Here is a 16,515-nt window from a genome sequence, read left to right as displayed (position 1 = left end):
TGGACCCCATGAACACGCGATTCCTCGAAACTTTCCTCTGGGCAGCACGATTGAGCAGCTTTTCGGCGGCTGCGGAACGTTTGCACACCACGCAGGCGTCAGTCTCCAACCGGATTGCCGCGCTGGAGCGTGAGCTCGGTGTCGTGCTGTTCACGCGCGATGTGCGCTGCGTCAACCTGACGCCCGCCGGTCGTCTGGCGCTGCAGCATGCCGAAAAGATCGTCAACCTCACCGGCGAGTTCCGGCAGATCGTCAGTAACCGGGAAGCGTTGAGGGGCACCGTGCGCATCGGGGCTGCGGATACGATCGTGTACGCCTGGCTGCCGCTGCTCATCCGCCGCATGAACGAACAATATCCCGGTGTCAGCCTCGATCTGACCATCGATACCAGCCTGAAACTTTCCCAGCGCATCCAGAACGGCGAGGTGGATGTCGGTTTTATCATGGGGCCGATCATGGCGGCGGATATCTACAACTCACCGCTCTGTACCTTCGAATCCTGCTGGGTCGGCGCTGTCGAGCTGCCGCTGCCGGAAACGGGCGTCACGCTCGAAGATATCGCGCATTTTCCGCTGCTTACCTTCTCGACCGGGTCGCAGCCGCACCAGGCATTGCGCGCGCTTCTCGATTCCCATGGCCTGTCGGATAGCCGCATCTATAATTCCAATTCGCTGTCGATCATGACCCGGCTGGTGGCGACCGCCGTTGGCGTGGGCGCGCTGCCGCGCGTGCTGGTGGACGGCATCATCAAATCGGGCGAAGCGCGTATTCTCGACATCACGCCGCCGGTGCCGCCCCTTACCTTTCACACGGTTTACCAGGAGCGCGGCGACAATGCGCTCGCCCGAGCCATCGCCGACATGGCGACGGAAATCGTTAGTGAAACCACCACTCAATGGATGACCGCTGCAGCTTAAATTTTATGCTGCGGCGCAAAATGATTAATCCATAAGCTTATCTTATGGGTTTCGATAGAGTTTTTCCGTTTGTCAGGAAAACAGTTCCCGTTCTTAATTCTCCTCGCAACATGAGAGGAGAGCAACGTGAAAGTCTCACTTGTTCAAATGAATACCCAGAATGACAAGGCAGAAAATCTTAAGGTTGCTGCCGATTTGATTGAGAAGGCAGTGAAGTCTGATAGTCCAGACCTCGTTGTTCTTCCAGAATACTTTGCTTTTCTTGGGGATAACCCTCAGGAAATGCATGAGAGCGGGGAAGAATTCCCCGGTGGCGAGATTTACACGCTGCTTTCGGGGCTCGCAAAGAAACATGCGATCACGCTGCACGCCGGTTCCATCGTGGAGAAGGAAGGCAACCGCTTCTATAATTCGACACTCGTTTTCGGTCCTGATGGCAAGCAGATTGCCCGGTACCGCAAGATTCACCTGTTCGACGTCGATACGCCGAACGGCATCAGCTATCGCGAATCCGATTCCGTGGCCCGTGGCGAAGAGGTCGTGACCTATAAGGTCGGTGACAAGACGGTTGGTTGCGGCATTTGCTACGATATCCGCTTCCCGGAACTGTTCCGCGCCCTGCGGGACAAGGGCGCAGATGTCATCGTTCTGCCAGCCGCCTTCACGCTGATGACAGGCAAGGACCATTGGGAGGTGCTGGCTCGTGCCCGCGCCGTCGAAACCCAGACTTATTTCCTCGCTGTCGGCCAGATAGGCACTCACGCGGGTGGCAAGAAGGCCTGCTGGGGTCATTCCATGGTCATCGATCCCTGGGGCCACATCGTCGCCCAGTGCTCTGACACTGTCGGAACAGCGGGGGCTGCCCTCGATTTCGACTATTCGGCCAAGGTGCGCGCCAACGTGCCGGTGGCAAACCACCATGTGCTCTGATCGGAGAAAGACCTGATGTTTATCGTCAACCCCATGCCGGAACAGATCAGCGGCGACATTATCGAGCTTCTTGAGAAGGTCGAAGTCGCAACGATTGGTCATGTGCTTCACTCCGGCTTTGTCGATCCTGAAATCAGGGCCGTTCTTCCGGGCAAGCGCGTGGCGGGCACCGCCGTCACCCTGCGTATCCCGAACGCGGATTCGACCATGCTCCACTACCTGACGCAACTCGTGCGTCCGGGCGATATCGTCCTCATCGATCGTTGCGGTGATACCCGCCACGCCTGCTGGGGCGGTGTCATCACCAACACGATGAAGATGGCTGGCGTCAAAGCCGGCGTCGTTGATGGCCCGGCGACTGACTTCTCCGAGTTCACCAAGGTCGACATGCCCATGTGGTGCCGCGGCCCGTCGCCGATCACCACCAAGATCCTTGGTCTGGAAGGTGCGATCAACATCCCGATCAGCGTCGGCGGCCAGGTGATCAATCCGGGCGATGCGATCCTGTGCGATGAAAGCGGCGTCGTCGCCCTTCATCCGAGCCAGGCGCGCGCCATGGCGGAGCGCGCCATCGGCATGCAGGAAGCTGAACTCGTGCTTCTGGAACGCCTGCGCAACGGCGAGAAGCTGCCTGATATTTCCGGGGCCAATAAATTTGTCCAGGCCAAGCTCAGCGCCTGACACAATCTTACGGGTGGCGGATCCGTTCGCCACTCCCAATAACAATAGAGGAGAACAGGACAATGAAGAAAACGATACTTCTGAGTGGGATTCTCATGCTTGGTGCGGCCGCCCTGCCGGCGCACGCCCAGCAGACCGTAACGTTCCTCGGTTATAGCGGCCTTTTCCAGGAGCGTTACACCAAGGCCGTCATCGAGCCTTTCATGGCCGCCAACCCGGACATCAAGGTCGACTATTTCCCGCAGCAGGGTTCTGCCGCCATGCTTGGTTCGCTACGCGCCCAGAAGGCTGCGCCGCAGGCCGATATTGCGCTGATGGATGTTTCTGTCGCCAAGACCGGCACGGATGAAGGCCTGTTCGACAAGATCGATGAAAGCGTTACGAAGAATGTCGCCGACCTCTATCCGAACGCCCGTTTTGAGGGCGTCGCAGGCGTTGGCGTGACCTTCGACAACCTCGTTCTCATCTACAACACCGATGCAATCAAGACCGCACCGGACAGCTGGAATGCCCTGAAAGACAGTGCCTTCAAGGGCAAGGTCGCCATGCTGAGCGCTCCTGACATCGTCGGTATCGGCACGACCATCATCATGGACCACATGAATGGCGGCACCGACTTCATCAAGAACATCGATGCCGGCATCAATGCGATGGCGGAAGTCGCGCCGAACATTCAGACCTGGGAACCGAAGCCGGAAGTCTATCCGAATGTCGTCAATGGCCAGGTGTCGCTGGGCGTGGGCTGGAACGCCCGTAGCCAGGTGAATGCCGATGGTTCCAAGGGCAAAATGAAGGTGGTTCTGCCGAAAGAAGGCACCATCCTGCAGATCAACACGCTCAATCTCGTCAAGGGCGGCCCGTCGTCCGATGCGGCCCGCAAGTTCGTTGACTATGCGCTGAGCCCGGAAGCCCAGGCCGCCTTTACCGCCGCCATGTATTATGCGCCGACCAACGCCAAGGCCACGGTCGCTGCCGATGTGAGTGATCGCACGGTCGTCAAGGCGATGGACAAGGTTATCCCGGTTGACTGGATCGGCCTCTCGAAGGTTCGCGACCAGATCACGCAGGACTGGCGCCGCAAGGTCATCCCGCTCAGCCGCTAAGGCTTTCGCGCCCGGCGTGAAAAATGGCAAGACTTCCGCATCCCTCCGGGCTGGTGCGGAAACGGCATAGGCCTCGGCTCATTTCCTCCGTCGGTGTTGGGGTCGATGGAGGGGAGTGGTCCGAGGACCCGCATTAGGGAAAGCACCGCGCACAGCGCAGGTGAATTTCCGCCGTGATTGCATAGATCAAGGGACAGGACATGTCCGAGACCCCGCCGGGGTGGGACATGTTCTGGAGAAAGGCAAAAAGCCGGAATGGGAACTTCAGACATCATGCAGCCAGGATTTCTCTCGATTCGTTCACTGACCAAGCGCTACGAGACCATGGTCGCCGTGGATAATCTCAACCTCGAGATACCCAAGGGCGAGCTGGTTGCCTTCCTCGGTCCGTCGGGTTGCGGCAAGTCGACGTCGCTGCGCATGATTGCCGGCCTTGCACCCGTGACGTCAGGTTCAATCCTGATCAACGGCAAGGACGTGACGCAGCTTGCACCCTATAAGCGCGACATTGGCCTTGTTTTCCAGAGCTATGCGCTCTTCCCGCATATGACGGTCCTCAAGAACGTCATGTTCGGACTTGAAATGCGCAAGGTGCCGGCCGCCGAAGCGGAACGGCGTGCTCGCGAGGCGATTGCCATGGTCCACCTGGAAGGGCGCGAGGATCGCCGTCCCGCCCAGCTTTCTGGTGGCCAGCAGCAGCGCGTCGCACTGGCGCGTGCCCTCGTCATCCAGCCCTCCATTCTCCTGTTCGATGAGCCTCTTTCCAATCTCGATGCCAAGCTGCGCGACGAGATGCGCTCGGAAATCCGCCGCATCCAGAAGCAGCTCGGCATTACCTCCATCTTCGTCACGCATGATCAGGTCGAGGCGCTCAGCATGTGCGACAAGGTCGCCGTCCTCAATGGCGGGCGTCTGGAACAGCTCGGCACCCCGCATGATCTTTACGAGCGTCCGGCAACGGCTTTCGTCGCCTCCTTCGTCGGCCGCACCAACAGGCTGGTCGGAAACGCGGTCGGCGATCACATCACGGTCGGCGATGCGGTATTGCGGGCACCCGGTTCACACAATGGTAAGATCGACCTTATGGTGCGGCCGCACCGCATGGCCATGACGGTTGCTGATGACGCCGTGCCAGATTTCGATGGCGCGCCGGTCAACCGCATCACCGGTGAGGTTCGTGACGTCTATTATGCCGGTGATATCCTTCATTACGAGATCGCTGCGGGCGGGCAGACATTGTCGGTGGAGCGCGCCACCTCCGGCGGCGAAACGCCGGTTGCGGCCGGCAGTGCGGTCAGCCTCATCTGGCGCGTGGAGGACACGCTGGTCTTCGGAGCAGACCAATGACAGCTGCGGTCATGATCACGGCTCCCGGCAGCCGCACATCCTCCATGGTGTTTCTCGCAACGCTTCTTCTCGGGCCGATCATCGCGGTCAATGGTCTCGCCTTCGTGATGCCCGTCTTCAACCTGCTTTTGCTTTCCTTCCGTGAAAGCCTCGGCGGCGGCGGTCTTGGGGAAGCCCACACGCTCGACAACTGGTCGTCCACGCTGACCGACGGTTTTTATATCGAACTGATCGGCCAGAGCATCCTGACCAGTCTCCTGATCACCATTCTCACGCTCATCGCCTCCTATCCCATCGCCCTTTACCTTCACCGGGCGCAGGGCCGTTGGAAAACCCTGCTGCTGGTGCTGGTCATTTCGCCGCTTTTGACCTCGGCCGTGGTGCGCACCTATGGCTGGATCGCGATCCTTGCTGATGACGGCCTCATCAACAACATCCTCTTCGCACTCGGCGCCGAAAGCGGCGTGCGGTTGCTGTTCAACAAGGTTGGCGTCGTCATCGGCCTCACGGAAATCCTGATGCCCTATATGATCCTGGCGCTGCTTGCCGGTTTCGGCAGGCTTGATCCACGTGTCGAGGAAGCGGCCGAAACGCTCGGCGCGTCGCCCTGGAAGGTGTTCTGGCGGATCATCGTGCCGCTCACCATGCCCGGCGTCGCGCTCGGTTGCCTGCTCTCCTTCGTTCTGGCGGTCAGTTCGTTCATCACCCCCAAGCTGCTCGGCGGTGGGCGCGTCTTCCTTCTGGCGACGGAAATCTACGATCAGGCCATCGTGACGCTCAACTGGCCACTCGCTGCGACGCTGTCGATGATCATCCTCGTGATCTTCGGTGCGGCGCTGGTGCTTTATTCCCGGCTTCTGCGGGCCATTCTTTAAAGGAGATCGAAGATGGAAGAACGTCCCGCACCGCTGGCGCTGAAAATCGTCGCCTTCATCATGTTCCTTTTCCTGCTGGCGCCCGTGGTTCTCGTCGTGCCGATCTCGTTTTCGGCCGACAGCTACATGACCTTCCCGCCTTCCGGCTGGAGCCTGCGCTGGTATGTGGAACTCATGCATAATTCCAAGATGATGGCGGCGCTCGGCACCAGCACCCTTCTCGCGGTCATTGTCACCGTGCTGTCCATGCTGATCGCGCTGCCTGCCTCCTATGCCATCGTGCGCATGCGGGTGATCGGCGCGGATGCGCTTCTCGCCTTCTTCACGGCTCCGCTGCTCCTGCCCACCATCGTTCTCGGCCTCGCGATCCTGATCGTCTTCGCTGGCGCCGGCCTGCTCGCCACTTTCACCGGTCTGGTGATCGCCCATCTCATCATCGTGCTGCCCTATGCGCTGCGCGTCCTCACCACCTCGCTTGCGGGTCTGCCGCTGATCTTCGAGGAGGCTGCTTCGACACTCGGGGCATCGCCGCTCACGGTCTTCCGACGCGTGACGATGCCGATGATCGCGCCGGGCGTCGTTGCGACGGCCGCACTTTCTTTTCTCGTGTCGTTCGATGAAGCGGTGATTTCGCTGTTCCTCACCGGCCCGCGCATCACCACGCTTCCCGTCGCCATGTATCAGCATGTGGAAACGCAAGCGGATCCGCTTGTTGCAGCCATTTCCGTTCTTTTGATCGTGCTCACCCTTGCCGTCGTTCTCATCGTCGACCGCACGGCGGGCCTGACCAAGACTTTCGTGAAGTAACGGCGGGGCCACCGGCTGGTGCTGGCTGCCCCTACTGGCACAGGCGCGAATTTCACTCTCGTTTATGAACGCCGCTGCTGCATCGGCGCGATCCGTCGCGCCTGTTGATTTCGCTTTGAAGGACGAAGGCAAAGGGAAGCCCATGGCTCAGACCCCCTCCACGGAATTCGACGTTGCCGTCATCGGCGCCGGTGTGGTCGGTTGCGCGGTCGCCCGCCGTTTCGCGCTGGCCGGTGCGAAGGTGGTGGTCGTCGAAAAAGGCCCCGATATCCTCTCCGGCGCCTCCAAGGCCAACAGCGCCATCCTCCATACCGGCTTCGATGCGCCGGAAGGCAGTCTGGAACTGGAACTGGTGAAGGCGGGCCGGGCGGAATATCTGTCCATTCATGGGCAGATGGGTCTTAGCCTCGTCGAAACCGGCGCGCTCGTCTGCGCCTGGAACCCGGCTGAGGCGGAAAAATTGCAGGCGATCGCCGATCAGGGGCGGCGCAACGGCATTGCCGGACTTGAGCTCCTCGCGGCCGGGCAGGCCCGTGAAACCATGCCGGGCCTATCCGAGCGCCTTGTCGCCGCGCTCGACGTTCCGGGCGAACATATCATTGATCCGTGGTCCGCCCCGCTTGGCTATCTCACGCAGGCGGCGGCGCTGGGCGCGCCGCTGGTGCGAAACGCGGGGGGTCTGTCCGGTGTGTTCGACGATGCGTGGCGGATAGAGACGACGGCGGGCGCTATCCTTGCCACGAGCGTCGTCAATACCGCCGGTCTGTTCGGCGATATCGTCGATGCGCGTCTGGGGCTTCCGCCCGAATTCACCATCAAGCCCCGCAAGGGGCAGTTCGTCGTGCTTGATAAGGCTGCCCGCCGGCATGTGCCGCGCATCGTTCTGCCTGTTCCCACCGAAATCACCAAGGGCATCGTGGTGTGCCCCACCGCCTTCGGCAATGTTCTCGTCGGGCCGACGGCGGAAGAGCAGGACGACCGCGAACGCGCGACGGGCGGGACGGCGCCGCTGGAGGCGCTGCTGAAACGCGGGGCGGAGATCGTCCCGGCGCTGGCCTCTGTTCCCGTAACCGCCGTTTATGCCGGTCTGCGGCCGGCCTCCGAAAAGAAACATTACCGGATTTCCGCGCGGCCCGAGCGGCGCACCATCACGCTTGGCGGGGTGCGTTCCACGGGTCTCAGCGCAGCACTCGGGCTGGCGCAGCATGCTTTGACGCTCCACGAGGGTTTCGGTAGGGGTTTTGCCCCGCCGCCATCAGTCCCCGAAGTGACGATGCCCAACCTGACCGAAACCTGCGAGCGGGACTGGCAGCGCGCCGATCACGGCGAAATCGTCTGTCATTGCGAACTCGTCACCCGCCGCGAGATCGAGGCGGCATTTTTAAGCCCGGTGCCGCCCGGTGATTTCGGCGGGCTGCGGCGGCGCACCCGCGCCGGCATGGGCCGCTGTCAGGGCTTTTATTGCAATGCCCGGCTGGCCGCGATGACGGGCGACCGTCTGGCAACCCCGCTTGCCGTTCGGGAGGGAGACGACCGATGAGCGCCGTGGAGCACTTTCAACGAGAGCATCCAAACGCTGAGAATGCAGATGCAATCGTGGTTGGCGGCGGCCCGGCGGGCGTGGCTGCGGCGCTGGAGCTGAAAGCGCGCGGTATCGCCCGTGTGATGATCCTCGACCGCGAGCCGGCCCTTGGCGGTGCGACCCGGCATTGCCTGCACTCGCCCTTCGGCATGCGCGAATTCAGGCGGGTTTATTTCGGCCCAGCCTATGCACAACACCTGCAGCGGCAAGCACAGGAGGCGGGTGTCGATATCCGCACCGGTCATTCCGTGGTGGAACTGGGGCAGGATGGCGTGCTGCTGGTGACATCGGCGCGTGGCGTCGAGGCGTTGAAGGCCCGGCGTATCGTGCTGGCGACAGGTGCGCGGGAAAAACCACGCTCCGTGCGGCTTCTGCCCGGCGACCGTCCGGTGGGCGTGGTCACCACCGGCACGCTGCAATCCTATGTCGCCTTTCACGGCATCATGCCCTTTCGCCGGCCGTTGATCATCGGTTCGGAGCTGGTTTCCTTTTCCGCACTTCTGACCTGCCTCACCCATCGCACCCGACCGGTCGCGATGATCGAGCCGGAGCCTCATCCGCTGGCGCGGTCGCCTTTTCATTGGTTTCCGCGACTGGTCGGGGTGCCCTTTCATTGTGGTGCGACACTCACGGATATTCGCGGGCGTGACCGTGTCGAGGAGGCCGATATCCGTCTGGCGGATGGCCGCATCCTGACCGTTCAATGCGACGGTGTTCTGCTCACCGGGCGATTCACACCTGAGGCAGCGCTTCTCAATGCATCCCCCGTGGATGTTGCGGCAGGCAGTGCCGGGCCGCTGATCGATCAGGACGGACGGATGGCCAATCCGGTTTTCTTCGCCAGCGGGAATGTCTTGCGAGCCGTGGAAACGGGCGGCTGGGCGTTTCGCGAAGGCCGCCGCGTTGGCGCGTCGGTGGCTGACGATCTCGCCCGGGAACCCTGCAACGCGCCGGGGGTTCCCGTTGCCTTCGCCGATCCGCTCAAACTGGCGGTTCCAGCCATGTTGCGGCCGGGTGGACTCGATAGACCGGCATTTCGCGATTTTCAGCTTCGTTTCACCAGACGCGTTCAAGGCCGGCTTTCGCTTCGTCTCGACGGAACGGAAGTGTGGAGCAAGACCGGCCTGTGGCGCCCTGAACGCCGTGTGCTGGTGCCCATTCCCGGCGCTGCGTTTGAAGCGAGCCAGATTGCCTTTCACTTTCGGGAGACCAATTGATGCGCATTGCGGCGATCGATCAGGGGACGACATCGACCCGGTGCCTTGTGGTGAGCGATAGCGGCACGGCGGAGGTCGTGGCCAGCCGGCGTCACGCGCAATTTTACCCGGCCGCCGGCCATGTGGAACATGATCCGGAAGAACTGCTGCGCAATATTCGCGCGGTGCTGGCTGCCGCCGGACCGGTGGACGCCATCGCCATCGCCAATCAGGGCGAGAGTTGTCTGGCGTGGGATGCCGTGAGCGGCGAGGCGCTGTCGCCGGTCATCGTCTGGCAGGATGCCCGCACCGTCGAAGCGCTGGCCGCCCTGCCGCCTTCGGCAACGGATCGTTCGAAAGAGATTTGCGGGCTGCCGCTCGATCCCTATTTTTCGGCCAGCAAACTGGCCTGGCTGTTGAAGCACAATCCGGCAGTGGCGCAGGCAAGGGCCGCAGGGCGTTTGCGGCTGGGCACCACCGATGCTTTTTTTCTGGACCGGCTGACGGGCTCTTTCCGCACGGACCTTGCGACGGCGTCGCGCACGGGGCTGCTCGATCTTTCAACCGGAGACTGGAGCCCTGAACTCTGCGCGCTTCACGGCGTGCCGATGGATTGCCTGCCCATGATCGGTCCTGTCGATGGCGGTTTTGGCGCGGTCGAGGGAACGTCCATCCGCGTTTCCATTGTCGATCAGCAGGCCGCGCTTTATGGGCATGGCTGCCGCAAGGCCGGCGATTGCAAGATAACCTTCGGAACCGGGGCCTTTCTGCTGGCCGTTGCCGGTAACGGGCGTCCGTTGACGGGTGAGCTTCTGCCGACCATCGGCTGGCAGATGCAGGGCGCGCGCGCCGTCTTCGCCATTGAAGGCGGCGTCTATGATGCCGGCGCGGCGCTCGAATGGGCGAAAAAGATCGGCCTATACGCAGATAGTGCCGAACTCGACGGTTTCGAAGGACCCTCGGCCATTCGCCGCGGCCTTGTATTCGTGCCCGCCCTTTCGGGCCTTGCCGCGCCCTATTGGGACAGGCAGACCGTGCCGCTTTTCATCGGCATGGACCACACCACGGAACGAAGTGACATGGTGTGCGCCGTGCTGGAAGGCATTGCCCTGCTGACGGCTGGGCTGATCGAGGCGGCGTCGGCTGTCGCTCCCATAGGCGACATGATCTCCATCGATGGCGGCTTGTCGAACAGTCGCTATTTCGCCCGTTTTCTGGCCGCAGCCAGTGGCCGGACCATTCGCGTGCCGGCCATGCGCGAGTTGACGGCGCTCGGCTTGGCGGAGCTCTGCGGCATCGATGTAGCCGCCATGCGAAACGATGCCGAGATATTCACGCCTGACGGATCGGTCGGGGCCGCCGACCACGCCCGCTTTGCACGCGCCATAGACAATGCGCGGGGCTGGCGGGGCGGGTGAGGCGCTTGTTTACGAGATGGCCACGTCAGTCGCGGATGACGATAAACGGACCAAGCCTTGTCGCTTTCACGCCGAGCGCTTCCCTCACGAATGAAAGGGCGGCGTCGGTGTCGGCGATCGCGACTGTTCCACTCACGCGTCTGGCGGCGAGCGAGCTTCCGGCGATGACGATCCTGCCGCCGAAATGGCGGTTCATTTCTTCAACGACATAAGAAAGCGGCGCATTGTCGACGGCGATCTGTCCGCGCTTCCAGGCGAGTGCGACGAGACTGTCGACCGGCTGGACGCTTGTTTCGCCCTTCATTCGATCATAGGTCGCCTGCTCGCCCTGCTGGACGCGTCGGGAGAACGGTCCATCATTGTCCGGTTCAAGAAGGACCGCGTTTTCGGTTACGGTCACCTCCGTGTCGGTCTCGCCGTAGCGGACGTCGAAGGCGGTCCCGAGGGCCGTCACGCGCGTGGTTCCGGCTTCGACGCTGAAGGGTCGTTCCGGCGCATGGGCAACCTCGAAATAGGCCTGCCCGCGCAGAAGGTGGACCGTTCGCCGGGTCCGGTTGAAATCGATGGCGATTGCCGAGGAGGCGTTGAGCTGAACTCTGGAGCCGTCCTCAAGGTCGATGACCGGCATCTCATCTGTCCCGGCGATGACGTCCGCCTGAAGACGCATCGGGCCGTCGAGAAGGAAAAAGGTCGCGGTTGCCATGGCGAAAAGAACGACGGTGGTTGTGACGGGTTTCGCAAGGTTACGCGGCGTGGCTTTTATGCCGGCGAGCTTCGGGTCCGACTGGATGGCCTTGCGTGCGTCGCCCATCAGTCGCTCGGCGGCACTATAGGTGCGACAGTTTTCCGGATCGTTGAGCCAGTCCGTGAAGTGCGCCCTGTCTTCGGCCGATTGCTGAGGATCGCCGTTGCGGAGCAACCAGTCCGCAGCCTCGCGGTTGCGCTTTCGCTGAGCGTTCATCGCTTCGTTCTCACGCATTGGCGTCTCCAGCAGCTCCCTTGTCTTCTAGACGTTTGGCATCGCCGATTTGGGACGTTTAGCCGATCAGAAGCAGCCGGTCGAGGCAGTGGGCGAAGGCGTGGCGCAGATGCCTGTCCGCCATGTTTCTGGAGATGTTGAGTTTTGCCGAAATTTCATCCGGTGTGAGATGATGCAGCCGGTGCAGGATGAAGACGACGCGCCGGCGCGTCGGCAGTTCGGTGATCGCCTGACGAAGAATTGCGATGCGCGCTTCGATCTCCAGTGCATGATCCGGTGCCGGACCTGCGCTCGCCACCGCCATCGCCTCGCGCTCGGAACCGGAAAACAGCCGCGATTCCATGGTCTCCCGCCGCATCCTGTCGATGCCGAGATTGATCGCCGCGCGGCAAAGGAAAGCTTTCACCGATCGCTTGTTTTGCAGGATGTCAGGTTTTGCGGCGAGCCTGACATAAAGATCATGCACCACGTCCCGCGCCGTGGAGCGCGGATGCCCCCTGCGGTGAACCGCAGCCGTGATGTCGTGGTAATAAATCTCCATCGCCCGGTTCAGCAGGTCATTGCTGTCGGGAATGTCCCAGGAAGGCGGAGAAGATGAGGGGTTCGACATCGGCACTCAATTCGCAATAACCGGGCTCACCCGTGCGTTTGTTTCTCGGGTGCCAATGGTAAAATCGCTACCGGCTTCAAAGATTGCTTGCAAGTACAACAGGTTAGAACGATTCGAACGTTGAACTTACGGCAAGCTTTAAAGATGATATTAGTACTCATCTTTATGCCTGATTTTATTGCGGATTTCACTCTCAAATGTTTCGGCGGGAAGGAGGGTTCTCGTCTCCAGCTTCGTTTGAAAAGGTAGCTGGTGTGATAATTTTGTAACTGGAAAGCGGCCGAAAGCCGCGCCGCTTAAAGCGGGATGCAGAGCGGGGTTCCGGCGACCGGATCGCGGATCACCACAGTCTTGACGTTGAAGACGGTCTCGATGGTATCCGCCGAGATCACGTTCGCTGGTCGGCCGGCGGCGGTGATTTCGCCGTTCTTGAGAATGATGATGTGTTCGGCATAGCGGGCAGCCTGATTGATGTCGTGCAGCACCGCGACGACGGTCTTGCCATGGCGGCTGACCAGCCGCGTCACCAGATGCATGAGTTCAATCTGGTGCTCGAGGTCGAGGTAGGTCGTTGGTTCATCAAGCAGGATCACCTCGCTTTGCTGCGCAAGCGTCATGGCGATCCATGCGCGCTGGCGCTGGCCGCCGGAAAGGCTGTCGAGTGGGCGATCGGCACGCGTGTCCATGCCCGCCAGCATAAGCGCCTCGTTGACGGCCGCCTCGTCCTCAACCGACCAGCGGCCGAAGAGGGAGCGGTGCGGATAGCGGCCCTGGCGGACGAGATCGCGGACCGTCAGGCCTTCCGGCGCGACTGGCCCCTGTAGGAGCATGCCGACCCGGCGCGCCATATGCCTGGTCGACAGCGCCGCGATGCTTCGGCCGTCGAGCAGGATGGTTCCGCAAAGCGGCGTCATCAGTCCTGCAAGGCTGCGCAGGATGCTGGACTTGCCGCTGCCGTTGGGGCCGATAAGAGCGGTGAAGCAGCCGCCCGGAATGATGAGATCGAGATTCTCGACGACAGGGCGGCGGTCATAGGCGAGTGTAATGGCCTCGCCTGCCAGCTTTTCGGCGGCTTTTTGCTCATCCACGATCATGACGGCGTCCCCAGAGAAGATATGCGAAAAAGGGAGCTCCCACGAGCCCGGTAACGATCCCCGCGGGTAATTGCGCAGGCGCAATGACGGTGCGCCCCAGGAGATCGGCAGCGACGACGAGGCACGCACCGACAAGAGCCGCAACGGGGAAAATGCGGGCGTGAGACGCTCCGACCAGCCTGCGGGCGATATGCGGTGCGACGAGGCCGACGAAGCCGATGAGACCGGAGACGGCAACGGCCGCGCCGGAGATGATCGTGACGAGCACGATCATCATGCCGCGAATGCGATCGACCGGCTGGCCGAGGCTTTTTGCCGAATTATCGCCGAACCGGATGAGATCGAGTTCGCGTGAAGCCATCCATGCGAGTGTAGCAGGCAGGATGAGCCACAAGGCGAGAAGCCGCACCTTGATCATGGTGGCGTCGTAGACACTGCCGGCAAGCCAGACCATCGCCCGCTGGACGTCGCCGATCTCACCGAAGGCGGAGAGGAAAGTCGTGCCGGCGGCGGCGAGTGCGCCGAGCCCGATGCCGATCAGGATAATGCGAAGCGACGAGGCTCCCCCTCGCCAGGCAAGGAGATAGACCGCCGCCGCCATCAGGACCGCGCCGCCGAAACCGGCGGCCTGAAGCAGTGCCACCGGCGGGTCCCGCATGAGAACGATGACGGCCATGACGGCTGCGGCCGCGCCGCTATTGATGCCGAGCACTCCGGGCTCGGCAAGCGGATTGCGCATGATGGCGAGCGATATGGTGCCCGCGGTCGCAAGAGCCATTCCGACAAGGATAGAAAGCAGCACGCGCGGCAGGCGCAGGTCGAGGACGATGATCGCATCCTGCGGGTTTGCCGGTGATCCGCCGGCAAAAACATCGAACAGGGCCGGCCAGGATAACGAAATGTCACCCAATGCGAGGCTTGCGAGGACAAGGATCGCGAGCAACAGGGTAAGCGCAAGGAAAAGGCGGATCATGTTTCGCCTCTCATCCGGTTGCGTGCGAGCCATAGGAAAAACGGCGCGCCGACAAGCGCGATCGTCACGCCCACGGGAAAATTCTGGCTGCCGAATACCATGCGCCCGGCCATATCCGCCCCGACCACGAGCAGCGCGCCGCCAAGCGCCGAAAACGGAATGATCCAGCGATAGTCGGCGCTGACGGCCATCCGGACGATATGCGGGACGATGAGGCCGACAAAGCCGATCGGCCCCGCAAGCGCCACTGCGCCGCCGGCAAGCAGGATGACGGTGACGATCGCCACCCCGCGCCAGAGGGCCGTATTTTGCCCGACCGAGCGCGCGGTATCCGCGCCAAGGCTCAGCGTCGTCAAATGCCGACCGAGGAAAAGCGAGACGATGAGGCCAAAGGCAATATAGGGCGCGACAGTTGCTGCCTGCGCCATGGTTCTGCCCGTCACCGAGCCTGCCGTCCACATGCGCACGGCATCGAGCGTGCTTTGATCGAAGATGAGCACGGCGCTGGTGAGCGACGTGAGGAAGGCCGCGACGATCGCACCGGCAAGAATGAGCCCGACCGGCGAATGACGGATGGGGCCGAACGAGGAAAGCAAAGTAACGGCAAACGCCGCGATACCCGCGCCCAAAAAGGCGAACCAGATGTAGATATCGCCGACACCCGCACCGAAAAAGGTCATGATGGAGACAACTGCGAAGGCAGCACCCGCATTGATGCCGAGCAGGCCGGGTGAGGCGAGGGGGTTGTTGGTGATGGCCTGCATGATCGCCCCCGAGACGGCAAGCGCGCTGCCGGCCAGAAGGGCTGCGATGACACGCGGCAGGCGAACCGCCACGACGAGGAGGGGGTTTCGCGACCCGTCAAACCGGAAAATCGCGTCCAGAATCGTGGATAGAGGTATACGCACGGTGCCGAGCGCCACGGCAAGAAGCGACGCGGCGGCAAGTAGACACAGCAGTGCAGCAAGGGCGAGAGCCTTGCCGCTATCGGTACCGACAAAACGTCCGGATAGTTTGCGGTTCATCGATCCGCCAGAACATAACGCTCTATGTCGTCCAGTATCCGGTTTGCGGAAGCAATGCCGTGGAAGCTCTGCCAGGCAATGCGATCGACACGGTAGGCCCGCCCGTTGCGCGCGGCGGGCAGAAGCTGCCAGAGCGGGTTGCCGATGACCTCCTGCTCGAGCGCATCGTCCGGCCCGCTTTCGAAGCCGCTGGCGGAAACATAGAGGAGGATGTCACCATCGAGATTGGCCAATTCCTCCCAATCCGGCCGCTTGACGATGGTGCCGTCAGTCACCGTCTCATAGGCTGTGCGCTTTACCCCGGCTTCGCGCAGCACCGCAAACGGCGCATAGGCGGCAGGACCGTCCAGGAAGACGACGAACCGGCCGGGAGCGAAACGAACGGTCGAAACCGTCACATCCTTCATTCGCGCGCGGATCGACGTCACCCGCTTTTCGTAGGCGGCGAGCGCCTCCTGCGCGGCGCCCTTGCGTCCCGTCATTTCGGAGAGCAGCGCGAGATATTTCTTCCAGTCCATGTGGTTGACGAGGACGGTCGGTGCGATCTTCGACGCCGTCTCATAGATCGGCGAATGGCCTTCGGTGCTGCCGATGATGAGGTCAGGTTTCAGCGCCGCGATCCGCTCGAGGCTCGGCTCCTTCGGATTGCCCAGATCGATCATCTTCGCCTGCCTGACGACCTGAAGAACCGCAGGGTCCTGAATTGCCATATAGGGCGTGGCGACGACGGGAGCCTCAAGTTCGATGAGGAGCCCGAGCGTCAGCAGCGGATCGAGTGTTACGATCGTCTTCACTTCAGCCGGAACGCAGAAGGGCGGGTTATAAACGCCTTCGGTTATCTCCTTTCCCTGGCAGGCTGCGTGGGCAAGGGAGGCGGGCAGGATGAGGAAAAGAAAGGCAAGACAGAAGCGCAAGACCGGTACCCATTCAATGAACGTGGAGGCGTATTGCGGGGCTTTCGCCCCGCAACGCGGATTG

Annotated in this window: 16 protein-coding genes; 10 read left to right on the top strand and 6 right to left on the bottom strand. The window is 61.9% G+C overall.

Annotation, left to right across the window (positions count from 1 at the left end; translation table 11 throughout):
• The first annotated feature begins 8 nt into the window (after positions 1–8).
• The 10 genes from ASB65_RS14330 (at position 9) to ASB65_RS14285 (ending at position 10,856) form a co-directional block, all read left to right on the top strand.
• On the top strand, positions 9–917 hold the full coding sequence (locus tag ASB65_RS14330; RefSeq protein WP_003504286.1) for a LysR family transcriptional regulator: 909 nt from the start codon (positions 9–11) through the stop codon (positions 915–917).
• A 147-nt stretch (positions 918–1,064) separates the two neighbouring features.
• Positions 1,065–1,847, top strand: coding sequence for a carbon-nitrogen hydrolase family protein (locus ASB65_RS14325; RefSeq protein ID WP_060724360.1), 783 nt, complete (start codon positions 1,065–1,067; stop codon positions 1,845–1,847).
• Positions 1,848–1,862: 15 nt separating this feature from the next.
• Entirely contained in the window at positions 1,863–2,528 is a 666-nt protein-coding gene (locus tag ASB65_RS14320) for an RraA family protein (protein ID WP_003504292.1), read from the top strand.
• A gap of 62 nt (positions 2,529–2,590) precedes the next feature.
• Positions 2,591–3,631 (top strand): ABC transporter substrate-binding protein, encoded by a 1,041-nt coding sequence (locus ASB65_RS14315; protein WP_003504294.1) that lies wholly within the window; start codon positions 2,591–2,593, stop codon positions 3,629–3,631.
• A gap of 273 nt (positions 3,632–3,904) precedes the next feature.
• Positions 3,905–4,978, top strand: a complete 1,074-nt coding sequence (locus ASB65_RS14310) for an ABC transporter ATP-binding protein (protein ID WP_060724359.1) — start codon at positions 3,905–3,907, stop codon at positions 4,976–4,978.
• Positions 4,975–5,853 (top strand): ABC transporter permease, encoded by an 879-nt coding sequence (locus ASB65_RS14305; protein WP_020010153.1) that lies wholly within the window; start codon positions 4,975–4,977, stop codon positions 5,851–5,853. Before ASB65_RS14310 ends, ASB65_RS14305 begins: the two co-directional genes overlap by 4 nt.
• Before the next feature lie 12 nt (positions 5,854–5,865).
• Entirely contained in the window at positions 5,866–6,660 is a 795-nt protein-coding gene (locus ASB65_RS14300) for an ABC transporter permease (protein ID WP_060724358.1), read from the top strand.
• 142 nt (positions 6,661–6,802) lie between these two features.
• A complete protein-coding gene (locus tag ASB65_RS14295; RefSeq protein ID WP_060724388.1) occupies positions 6,803–8,200 on the top strand; it encodes an NAD(P)/FAD-dependent oxidoreductase in 1,398 nt (465 codons plus the stop codon).
• The gene (locus tag ASB65_RS14290) at positions 8,197–9,459 is read left to right on the top strand and encodes an NAD(P)/FAD-dependent oxidoreductase (RefSeq protein WP_060724357.1); all 1,263 of its coding nucleotides are present in this window, start codon (positions 8,197–8,199) and stop codon (positions 9,457–9,459) included. The genes ASB65_RS14295 and ASB65_RS14290 overlap by 4 nt, the downstream gene beginning before the upstream one ends.
• Positions 9,459–10,856, top strand: coding sequence for an FGGY family carbohydrate kinase (locus ASB65_RS14285; RefSeq protein ID WP_060724356.1), 1,398 nt, complete (start codon positions 9,459–9,461; stop codon positions 10,854–10,856). Before ASB65_RS14290 ends, ASB65_RS14285 begins: the two co-directional genes overlap by 1 nt.
• Positions 10,857–10,881: 25 nt before the next feature.
• Here ASB65_RS14285 and ASB65_RS14280 read toward each other — a convergent pair whose 3' ends face one another.
• From ASB65_RS14280 to ASB65_RS14255, 6 genes are all read right to left on the bottom strand, one after another.
• Positions 10,882–11,835 carry a FecR family protein gene (locus tag ASB65_RS14280; RefSeq protein WP_003504309.1) on the bottom strand — a complete coding sequence of 318 codons (954 nt, stop codon included), beginning with the start codon at positions 11,833–11,835 and terminating at the stop codon, positions 10,882–10,884.
• Positions 11,836–11,893: 58 nt separating this feature from the next.
• Complete coding sequence (locus ASB65_RS14275) at positions 11,894–12,445, bottom strand: RNA polymerase sigma factor (protein WP_060724355.1); 552 nt, start codon at positions 12,443–12,445, stop codon at positions 11,894–11,896.
• 296 nt (positions 12,446–12,741) lie between these two features.
• A complete protein-coding gene (locus ASB65_RS14270) occupies positions 12,742–13,539 on the bottom strand; it encodes an ABC transporter ATP-binding protein (protein WP_060724354.1) in 798 nt (265 codons plus the stop codon).
• Positions 13,526–14,512 (bottom strand): FecCD family ABC transporter permease, encoded by a 987-nt coding sequence (locus ASB65_RS14265; RefSeq protein ID WP_060724353.1) that lies wholly within the window; start codon positions 14,510–14,512, stop codon positions 13,526–13,528. The genes ASB65_RS14270 and ASB65_RS14265 overlap by 14 nt, the downstream gene beginning before the upstream one ends.
• On the bottom strand, positions 14,509–15,537 hold the full coding sequence (locus ASB65_RS14260; RefSeq protein WP_060724352.1) for a FecCD family ABC transporter permease: 1,029 nt from the start codon (positions 15,535–15,537) through the stop codon (positions 14,509–14,511). Before ASB65_RS14260 ends, ASB65_RS14265 begins: the two co-directional genes overlap by 4 nt.
• The gene (locus ASB65_RS14255; RefSeq protein ID WP_060724351.1) at positions 15,534–16,451 is read right to left on the bottom strand and encodes an iron-siderophore ABC transporter substrate-binding protein; all 918 of its coding nucleotides are present in this window, start codon (positions 16,449–16,451) and stop codon (positions 15,534–15,536) included. Before ASB65_RS14255 ends, ASB65_RS14260 begins: the two co-directional genes overlap by 4 nt.
• Between the last annotated feature and the right edge of the window lie 64 nt (positions 16,452–16,515).

Origin of the sequence: Agrobacterium tumefaciens str. B6 (assembly GCF_001541315.1) — a bacterium.
GTDB classification, from domain to species: Bacteria; Pseudomonadota; Alphaproteobacteria; order Rhizobiales; family Rhizobiaceae; genus Agrobacterium; species Agrobacterium radiobacter.
This window is presented reverse-complemented; position numbering and strand designations above follow the sequence as displayed.

Coding starts and splice junctions, on each gene's coding strand:
- ASB65_RS14330 (WP_003504286.1), top strand. CDS start 9: ATGAACACGCGATTCCTCGAAACTTTCCTCTGGGCAGCACGATTGAGC.
- ASB65_RS14325 (WP_060724360.1), top strand. CDS start 1,065: ATGAATACCCAGAATGACAAGGCAGAAAATCTTAAGGTTGCTGCCGAT.
- ASB65_RS14320 (WP_003504292.1), top strand. CDS start 1,863: ATGTTTATCGTCAACCCCATGCCGGAACAGATCAGCGGCGACATTATC.
- ASB65_RS14315 (WP_003504294.1), top strand. CDS start 2,591: ATGAAGAAAACGATACTTCTGAGTGGGATTCTCATGCTTGGTGCGGCC.
- ASB65_RS14310 (WP_060724359.1), top strand. CDS start 3,905: ATGCAGCCAGGATTTCTCTCGATTCGTTCACTGACCAAGCGCTACGAG.
- ASB65_RS14305 (WP_020010153.1), top strand. CDS start 4,975: ATGACAGCTGCGGTCATGATCACGGCTCCCGGCAGCCGCACATCCTCC.
- ASB65_RS14300 (WP_060724358.1), top strand. CDS start 5,866: ATGGAAGAACGTCCCGCACCGCTGGCGCTGAAAATCGTCGCCTTCATC.
- ASB65_RS14295 (WP_060724388.1), top strand. CDS start 6,803: ATGGCTCAGACCCCCTCCACGGAATTCGACGTTGCCGTCATCGGCGCC.
- ASB65_RS14290 (WP_060724357.1), top strand. CDS start 8,197: ATGAGCGCCGTGGAGCACTTTCAACGAGAGCATCCAAACGCTGAGAAT.
- ASB65_RS14285 (WP_060724356.1), top strand. CDS start 9,459: ATGCGCATTGCGGCGATCGATCAGGGGACGACATCGACCCGGTGCCTT.
- ASB65_RS14280 (WP_003504309.1), bottom strand. CDS start 11,835: ATGCGTGAGAACGAAGCGATGAACGCTCAGCGAAAGCGCAACCGCGAG.
- ASB65_RS14275 (WP_060724355.1), bottom strand. CDS start 12,445: ATGTCGAACCCCTCATCTTCTCCGCCTTCCTGGGACATTCCCGACAGC.
- ASB65_RS14270 (WP_060724354.1), bottom strand. CDS start 13,539: ATGATCGTGGATGAGCAAAAAGCCGCCGAAAAGCTGGCAGGCGAGGCC.
- ASB65_RS14265 (WP_060724353.1), bottom strand. CDS start 14,512: ATGATCCGCCTTTTCCTTGCGCTTACCCTGTTGCTCGCGATCCTTGTC.
- ASB65_RS14260 (WP_060724352.1), bottom strand. CDS start 15,537: ATGAACCGCAAACTATCCGGACGTTTTGTCGGTACCGATAGCGGCAAG.